This is a genomic window from Collimonas fungivorans (assembly GCF_028292705.1).
Taxonomy (GTDB): domain Bacteria; phylum Pseudomonadota; class Gammaproteobacteria; order Burkholderiales; family Burkholderiaceae_D; genus Collimonas; species Collimonas fungivorans_B.
This window is the reverse complement of record NZ_JAQGLV010000077.1, coordinates 1-8,493: the sequence shown is the minus strand read 5'-3', so window position 1 is coordinate 8,493 and position 8,493 is coordinate 1. Positions and strand designations below refer to the sequence as shown.

Annotated in this window: 10 protein-coding genes; 8 read left to right on the top strand and 2 right to left on the bottom strand. The window is 58.6% G+C overall.

The features are described 5' to 3' along the window. Both JWQ61_RS03720 and JWQ61_RS03715 read right to left on the bottom strand, forming a co-directional pair. Positions 1-1,094 (bottom strand): alpha/beta fold hydrolase (locus JWQ61_RS03720; RefSeq protein ID WP_304359330.1); only part of this gene is annotated, 1,094 nt, incomplete at its 3' end. Between the two features lie 74 nt (positions 1,095-1,168). Further along, positions 1,169-1,696, bottom strand: coding sequence for a DoxX family protein (locus JWQ61_RS03715; protein ID WP_304359329.1), 528 nt, complete (start codon positions 1,694-1,696; stop codon positions 1,169-1,171). A gap of 131 nt (positions 1,697-1,827) precedes the next feature. Between JWQ61_RS03715 and JWQ61_RS03710 the strand changes: the two genes are divergently transcribed. The 8 genes from JWQ61_RS03710 to JWQ61_RS03680 all read left to right on the top strand — a co-directional run. Then, positions 1,828-2,736 (top strand): LysR family transcriptional regulator, encoded by a 909-nt coding sequence (locus tag JWQ61_RS03710; protein WP_304359328.1) that lies wholly within the window; start codon positions 1,828-1,830, stop codon positions 2,734-2,736. 68 nt (positions 2,737-2,804) lie between these two features. Further along, a complete protein-coding gene (locus JWQ61_RS03705; protein ID WP_061540783.1) occupies positions 2,805-3,149 on the top strand; it encodes a zinc ribbon domain-containing protein YjdM in 345 nt (114 codons plus the stop codon). 114 nt (positions 3,150-3,263) lie between these two features. Then, on the top strand, positions 3,264-4,562 hold the full coding sequence (locus JWQ61_RS03700) for a TAXI family TRAP transporter solute-binding subunit (RefSeq protein ID WP_304359327.1): 1,299 nt from the start codon (positions 3,264-3,266) through the stop codon (positions 4,560-4,562). A 222-nt stretch (positions 4,563-4,784) separates the two neighbouring features. After that, entirely contained in the window at positions 4,785-5,141 is a 357-nt protein-coding gene (locus JWQ61_RS03695) for a hypothetical protein (protein WP_304359326.1), read from the top strand. Between the two features lie 88 nt (positions 5,142-5,229). Next, positions 5,230-5,862: a glutathione transferase gene (yfcF, locus tag JWQ61_RS03690; protein ID WP_304359325.1), complete on the top strand. Its 633-nt coding sequence runs from the start codon at positions 5,230-5,232 to the stop codon at positions 5,860-5,862. An 85-nt stretch (positions 5,863-5,947) separates the two neighbouring features. Next, entirely contained in the window at positions 5,948-6,784 is an 837-nt protein-coding gene (locus tag JWQ61_RS03685; protein WP_304359324.1) for an ATP-grasp domain-containing protein, read from the top strand. Continuing rightward, positions 6,744-6,866, top strand: coding sequence for a helix-turn-helix domain-containing protein (locus JWQ61_RS22095; protein ID WP_369684875.1), 123 nt, complete (start codon positions 6,744-6,746; stop codon positions 6,864-6,866). Before JWQ61_RS03685 ends, JWQ61_RS22095 begins: the two co-directional genes overlap by 41 nt. A gap of 56 nt (positions 6,867-6,922) precedes the next feature. Continuing rightward, a partial coding sequence (locus tag JWQ61_RS03680) for a M14 family zinc carboxypeptidase (RefSeq protein WP_304359323.1) occupies positions 6,923-8,493 on the top strand: 1,571 nt, incomplete at its 3' end.

The following is an 8,493-nucleotide window of genomic DNA, read 5'->3' as shown; positions in this document are numbered from 1 at the left end:
GCCGACTCTTTCAGCAGATCGGCCAGGTAGGATTGCCACACCGCTGCGCGCGTATGCGTGCCATGGCCATAGGTCTGATCGCTGATCGGGATCAATACGTAACGGCCATTCTTGATTTTTTTCACCTGAACTTCGGCGATGCCGGTTTCCGGCGGATTGATGAAATCGTCGGCAGAGTTGACCCACATGAGCGGCGCGGTGATTTTATCCAGGCTGGCGGACGGGTCGTAGTTGCGCGACGCACTGACCTGGTACAGCAAATCGTTGGCGTCGAGCGTGGCCAGGTCTTTTGTCACATGCTCGGTGACGTAGGCATCCGCGGCGTCGCGCGTCGGATACTCTTTTTGCTGCTGATGCGGCGCGCTGCCGGCGATCAGCAGCAGGTCCGCCGCGGTGCGCAAGCCTTGCTGCGGCTGGGTCTTGTAGTCACCGCCCTGCCACGCCGGATCGCTGGTGATGCCATCGATCAGCATCTTGCGCCAGGCGCGGTTGCGGCCGGCGATCGGCACCGGCTGGCAAGCCAGCGGCATCAGCGCATCCATGAACGAGGGGTAGGTTTCGCCCCACACAAAAGAATGCATGCAACCCATCGAGGTTCCCATCACTAGCCGCAAATGGTCCACGCCTAGGCCTTGGGTGACCAGGGCATATTGCGCGGCGACCATGTCGTCATAGTCGTATTTGGGAAAACGCGCATGCAGGCCGTCGCTGGGTTTCGAGGATTTGCCGTGGCCGATGCCGTCGGGCAGGATGACGTACATCTTGGCCGGGTCCAGCAAGCCGCCCGGCGCAAACAGGATATTGGCGAATTGCGGCCGCAAGAATTGATGGCCGTCGCCGCCGGTGCCGTGCATGACGATCACCGCGTTGCTCACATGTCCATTCGCATCGCGTTTTGGCGTGCCGAGCGTGGTGTAGTGCAGCTTCAGCGCGGGCAGCGTTTCACCGGAACGGAACTTGAAATCATGTACGACAAACTCTCCTTCCTTGGTCGTCAGCGTCGGTGCCGATTGCGCCAGCGCTGCGCAGCCGGTAGCGCTGATGACAACGGCAAAAGCAGCAACGGCAAGATATTTAGGAAGGGAACGGGTCATTGTCGGTCTCGATGTTCTGGTTGTTGGAGTGCTGTTACGTTAATCAACCGCTGCCGATATGTCAAACGGGCAGATCATTGCCGCCAGCGCTTTGCAAGAAAGCTCGCGGCAATCCGGTGATCCAGGGAATAACGGCCAGCGCCTTTGACTGCCATGTAAAGCGCCAGGAACAGCATCAATACCGGATATTCGATGCCGCGGTCGATCCAGGGCCAGGTGGGACCCAGGATGTAGCTGATAGCCAGCATCTGCACCGCCATCAGCGCTGCGACCGGGCGCGTCGCCAGCCCAATGCCCAGCAGCGCGCCGCCGACGGTCTCCAGCAGCGCCACCAGCATGGCGAAAACCGGGGCTGCGGGCAGGTGCAGCACGTTTTCGATCAGCGCAGCGGAGGCCGCCATCGGATCGGCCATCGAGCCATGCGAAGCGCCCAGCATCTTTGGCAAGCCATGGCTGACCATGATCATGCCGAACACCAGCCGCAATACGCCGTAGCCTATATTCTCCGCCGCGCCGGCGGCAACCAGCGATTCCTTGAAAATTTTCAGGACGGAGGCCTGGAAGGATTCAGGCGCCAGCGCTGCCTTTGAAGCATGGTCCATAGTGGTTTTCTCCGAGTAAAGAACCTGGCAGGAATTGCCGGTTACCTGAAGCCCATTGTGGAAGTTGGACAGATTTAGATAAATGGGTAAAAATCACCAACACAATTCAACCCAGGACAACAATTGCCGCCATGGACAGACTTGAAGCATTGCGCCTCTTCACCCATATCGTCGACCTGGGCAGCTTTACCAAGGCCGCCGGATTGCTGGAAATTCCACGCGCCACCGCCACCCACGCCATGAAGGAACTGGAACGGCGGCTGGGAACGCGGCTGCTGGAACGGACCACGCGCAACGTCAAGCCGACCCTCGACGGCCGCGCCTTCTATGAACGCTGCTGCCGCATCCTGGCCGACGTCGAAGATGCGGAAGCCTCGCTCGACACTAGCGCCGCCAATCCCGGCGGCGTGTTGCGCCTGGGCCTGCACGGCACCCACGCTACCCAGATCATCCTGCCGCGGCTGGCCGAATTCCGCGAGCGCTATCCGCGCCTGAACATCGCGATCAGCAGCGGCGACCGGCTGGTCGACCTCGTCGGCGAAGGGATCGACTGCGTGGTGCGGGTCGGCGTACCCAAGGATTCCTCGCTGATCGCAAGGCGGCTGGCTTCGTTGCCGGAGGTCATCTGCGCCAGTCCGGAATATCTGGAGCGCTGCGGCACGCCGCTGGCCCCGGAGGATCTGGCGACACACCAGGCGGTCGGCTTTTTCACGCGCAACCACAATATCCAATACCCGTTCACTTTGCTGCGCAATGGCCAGGCAGAAGAATACAAGGCCGGCAGCTGGATAGCAGTCGACAGCGCCGACAGTTACACCCAATGCGCGCTGCAGGGCTTCGGCCTGATCCAGGTGCCGCGCTTCCGGGTTGAACAATACCTGCAGAGCGGCCGGCTGGTGGCGGTGCTGGGCGACTGGGCCTGCCCCGAACTGCCGGTGCTGGCGCTGTATCCTTCCCACCATCAGTTGTCGCCCAGGGTCAAGGTGTTTGTCGACTGGGTGGTGCAGGTGTATGCCGAATATTTTGCCGGCCAGGCTTAGGGCCGGATGACGGACAGGCAGTATACTGTCTCACTTTTGCAATTCTGCCTTACCTGAAAGACAACACCATGAGCACCTTGCCCGCATGCCCGAAATGCAGTTCCGAATTCACCTACGAGGACGGCGGCCTCTACATCTGCCCGGAATGCGCCCATGAGTGGTCGGCGCAGGCTGCGGCGGAATCGGGCGCGGACGGCGCCAAGGTGTATCGCGATGCGGTCGGCAATGTCTTGCAGGATGGCGACACGGTGACGGTGATCAAGGACCTGAAACTGAAAGGTTCGGGCGGCGTGGTCAAGGTCGGCACCAAGGTGAAGAATATCCGCCTGGTCGACAGCGACCACGACATCGACTGCAAGATCGACGGCTTCGGCGCCATGAGCCTGAAATCGGAATTCGTCAAGAAGGTGTAATGTGCGGGAGTGCGAGCTCCTGAAAAAATGCGGTTTCCGAGTTGCCTGACCAAGCGTGCCCTATAGACCATGCCGAGACACAATCCAGCACTACACCGCATACAAAAAGCGCCGATGACCACGCAACGGCTGCGGCTCCTGATCACCGGCGCGGTCGTGGCGATCGCCGTGGTGGGCTGGGCCCTGGTGACCATCCTCAAGCCGGCCACCCAGCGCACCATCGTCATCACCGCCGGCGCCGACAAAGGCATCTACAACGGTTTCGCCGAGCGCTATGCGCCTCTGCTGAAGCGCGAAGGCATCACCCTCGACATCCGCAGCTCTTCCGGCTCGGTGGAAAACTACCAGCGGCTGAAGGATCCCGAGAGCGAATACGAAGTCGGCTTCATCCAGTCCGGCACCACCACCCCCTCCGAAAACGACCAACTGCAAACCATCGCCGCCATCTCGTATGAGCCGATCTGGGTGTTCTACCGCGGCGACACCGTCATCAACCGCCTGGCGCAACTGAAAGGCAAGCGGATTTCCATCGGCGTTCCCGGCAGCGGCCTGCTGAAAGTCGCGCGCACCCTGCTCGGCCATAGCGGCATCGATGCCGTCAACGCCAAGCTGCTGGAAATGGATGCCTACAAGGCTTACCAGAACCTGGAAAACGGCCAGCTGGACGCCGCCTTCTTTATCGGCCGGCCGGATGCAGCCATGCAGCAGATGCTGCTCAACAGCGACCTCAAGCTGATGAGCTTTGCCCAGGCCGATGCGCTGGTGCTGAAATTCCCGTCGCTCTCCAAGATCATCTTCCCGCGCGCTTCGACCAGCGTCGCCAACGACCTGCCGCAAGCCGACGTCACCTTGCTGGCCGCCACCGCGCTGCTGGTGTCCAAGGACACCCTGCATCCGGCGCTGGTCTACCTGCTGCTGGAAGCCGCCAATACCGCCCACGCCCGCGAAGACTATTTCACTCCGCGCGGCACCTTCCCCAACCTGAATACGGACGACTTTCCGATCTCGGACGAAAGCACGCGCTACTTCAAATCCGGCCGCCCCTTCCTGCAGCGCTACCTGCCGTTCTGGCTGGCCAGCTTCATCGAACGCCGCCTGCTGATCCTGCTGCCGTTCATGGCGCTGCTGTTCGGCCTGCTGCAGGCTTTGCCGCGCATGGTGGAATCGCGCATGAAAAACCGGCTGGTGGTCTGGTACCGCGAGATCAAGTCGCTGGAAGATGAAATATGGAGCACCAAGCAACCCAGCAAGGAACAGATCGCCCAATGGCGCGACGATATCGAAAACATCGACGCCAACGCCAGCCAGATACGCATTCCGCAGCGTTATTTCCAGGATGTGTATGCGCTCAAGCAGGCGATCCGGGTGGTGCGGGAAAGGATTGTTCAGGTGGCTCAGAAAGTTGAGCAATGAAAATCGATGGATGAGTATTGGTGCAACCAAGACGAACTTCAGCTGGCGCGCAGTATGTACTTAATTTCATCAAAACTAGCCAAGAAACGAGGCTAACGAGAGGTTCCCAATTCCTGGCAGATGGCCGCTCTAATTAAGGCCGTAATCGCCAAAAACAGACAGTCGGAGACATACACTGGACGCGATTTCGATTGTGTGTGACACAACCAAATATCATACGAAATGATCAAACTAATTTCATTTTTTCTGCTGCTGATTGCGAGCTATTTGGGCTGGTGGGCCGTCACTTATGCCGCCGTAGAGTGGTGGTGCGGGACGTTCCTGCTTGCTGCCTGTGCGGTAGGCCTGCTGTTGCGTTGGAAGGCAGCGAAGTACCTTTGGAACACTATCGCCTTTGTCGCAAGTTTGGGCTGGTTGATCTTGATCGTGCGCCTTGCGCTCAAAGGGTGGCCTACGAGTGACTATCTTGACACCGTCATTTCGCTCATCCCAGGTGCGTTGCTGCTGATAGTTTGCTTAGCAGGGAGCCAGGCTGTAGCGGCGCACTACCGGGTGAGTGGCAAAACGGAAAAACCATAGCTGATATTTGGTCGCTGTGGGTTGTGGATTCAACCGGCTGCAACCGGCCAGAAGCGGCCCTAAAATAACCAACTCAAAAAACACCATTATGACCAGTGCAGTTTTACATCTATATGCAGATGCACAGTTCGCCAGCCCTTACGCAATGTCGGTATTCGTTGCGCTGGTTGAGAAAGGACTAACATTCGACATGTCCACGATAGACCTTGGCGCAGGTGAAAATAAAGACGAAGCGTATGCTCGTCTATCGCGTACCGCTAGGGTACCTGCATTGCGCCATGGAGAATTCATTCTTTCGGAGTCGTCAGCAATCACTGAGTATTTAGATGATGTGTTTCCGGACAAGCGACTGTATCCGCTTGATGTTGAACGAAAGGCTCGTGCAAGACAGGTCCAGGCGTGGCTGCGCAGTGACCTGATGCCGATAAGACAGGAAAGAAACACGGAAGTCGTGTTTTACGGGGCAAAAAGGGCTGCATTGTCCAGCCTTGCAGAGGGCGCCGCGCAAAAACTTTTTGCCGTTGCTGATGATTTACTTCGAGACGATGCTGAATATCTCTTTGGAGAATGGACGATTGCCGACGTGGATTTGGCCCTTATGCTAAACCGACTGACTCTCCATGGAGACCCGGTTCCGGAGAAGCTAGCAACTTATGCACAAAAACAATGGCAGAGGCCATCCGTTCAACAATGGCGTCAGCAACTACGCCCCCCACTTTGAGAACGAGCAATGTCTAATTGGGATTGCAGTAATCGGCCATTAACGGTCTTTCAAAGACGTTTCTGATAATGAACAATGCTTTCAAATGCAACAAAAAATTCGCGAACCAAATTTGCCAGCAACAAATATAGGGAATTCTATGCATTGGGTTTTGCAGCAAAATTTATTGAACGAACAGACACTGGCCGAACTGCAGAATCAGCTCGCGAAGCGCCAGATACCTTTCACCACAGTCAAACTAATACCGTTTTTAAACGCACTCTCTCCAGACATTCAAATTGATGACAAAGCTGTATTCACTTATGGAAGCACGGGTCTTGGGCACGTCTCGAAATTAAAAAACTGGCGACCTGGTTATTTTGACGATAATTTAGATTACCCGCTATATCAGAAATACTTTGATAAAGAGATGCTAAATTCTGACGCAGTTTCATCTCCTATGGGAGATGTGGAGAAAAAATGGGAGCGTTTTTTCCTGCGCCCCGCCTCAGATTCTAAGCAATTCGCTGGCGAGGTAATGACATGGGAGCATTTCGAAGATTTCCGAAATGGAGTTCGCCTTGTTGAAGAAGACGACGGCGTCACGTTGACCCTCAAAGACGTTGTAGTTATGGCGCCGTGTAAGGAGATATTGGCCGAATATCGATTTTTTGTATTCGATGGTGAAGTGGTGACTGGCTCGCGATACAAGATTGGAGATCGAGTTCAGTCTTCAACCGAAGTGCCAAGCGATATCTACTATTATGCAAGTCAACAGGTCGTCCGTTGGCAGCCAAATCGTGCTTTTGCAATTGATATTGCACAAACCAATCAAGGGCCGAAAATCATAGAGCTAAATTCTGCAAATTCGGCAGGCTTTTATGCTTGCGACATAGGCAAGATTGTTGAAGCTGTTGAGCGACTTGAATTTTCCGTTGGTTAACCGCCGGCTATCGGCCAAGAGCGGTCTGCCGCGACCGACTGTTTTCCGATGCGCTACCTTTGCTCCATATCCTGCACTGTAGATGCGGACCGTCAAATTGACGTATTTCTCGACACCACCAAAAAAAAGGAGTCACGCATGACGCCCCCGACCAGCCTTGCCTATCCCACGCCCTTCGAACTCGGCAATGGCAACCAGACCTCCACCTGGGCCGAATGCATCGCCTTCTACGAGCGGCTGGCCGAGCGATTCCCGAGTGTGCTGCGATGGTGGCGGATCGGCACGTCCGACACCGGCCTGCCGATGCACGCCGGCCTGGTCACGGCCGACGGCGTGTTCGACCGCGACACCTTGCGCGAACAGGGGCGCCCGGTGTTCTTCAACAACAACGGTATCCATCCCGGCGAGCCTGAAGGCATCGATGCCTGCATGGCGCTGGTGCGCGACTTCTGCCTTGAGCCCGAGCGGCTGGCGGCGCTCGGCGACACGGTGTTCCTTTTCATCCCGGTCTACAACGTCGACGGCTGCGTGAACCGCCAGTCCAGCTCGCGGGCGAACCAGCTCGGCCCCGAGGCGTTCGGCTTTCGGGGCAACGGCCGGCACCTCGACCTGAACCGCGACTTCATCAAGTGCGACAGCCTGGCCGCCCAGGTGTTCAACCGTTTCTTCAACGCCTGGGACCCGGATGTGATGGTCGACACCCACACCTCCAACGGTGCCGACTACGCCTACACCATGACCCTGATCCCGACCCAGCCCGACAAGCTGGGCGGCGGCCTGGGCGACTTCCTGCGCGAGCGCATGCTGCCCGCGATCTACGGCGACATGCAGAGGCGCGGCTGGCCGACCTGTCCCTACGTCAACCTGCTGGCCGAGACGCCGGACGACGGCATCGAAGATTTTCTCGATCTGCCGCGCTTCTCCACCGGCTACGCCGCGCTGCACCACACCATCGGCTTCATGCCCGAGACCCACATGCTCAAGCCCTTCGCCGACCGCGTGGCCGCGATGCGCACGCTGGTCGAGGTGGTGCTGGACTTCAGTGCGGCGCAGGCGGGGCGCATTCAGCAACTGCGGCGCGATTCGCGGGCCGACGCCGCACGCCGCACACAGTGGCCGCTGCGCTGGCGCAACGACCACGAGCGGCCGGCGCGCCTTCGCTTCAAGGGCTACGCGGCGGTGCGTACGCCGAGCCGGCTGGGCGACTATCAACGGCTCGCCTACGACCGCAGCCAGCCGTGGGAGAAGGACATCGTCCACTTCGACCGCTGTGTCGAGGAACGGGTGGTGACGGCGCCGAAGGCCTACCTGGTGCCCCAGGCCTGGCGCGAGGTGATCGAGCGGCTGGAGTGGAACGGCGTCGCGCTGCAGCGCCTGGACGCCGACCGACTGTTCGATGCGGCCCGGGTGTACCGGGTGCTGGAGGTCGGCACGCGCGCGACCGCCTACGAAGGCCACATGTTCCATGACCGGGTGCTGCTGAGCACGCACTCCGAGGCCATCCAGGCGCGCGCGGGTGACATGCTGGTGCCTCTCGACCAGCCCCAGGCCCGCTACGCGGTCGAGACCCTGGAGCCCGAAGCGCACGACAGCTTCTTCCGCTGGGGGTTCTTCAACAGCGTGCTGGAGAAGAAGCAGGCCTCCATCTCAGCCTATGTCTTCGAGGACACGGCCTTGCAGATGCTGGCCGACGAGCCGGCGCTGCGGCA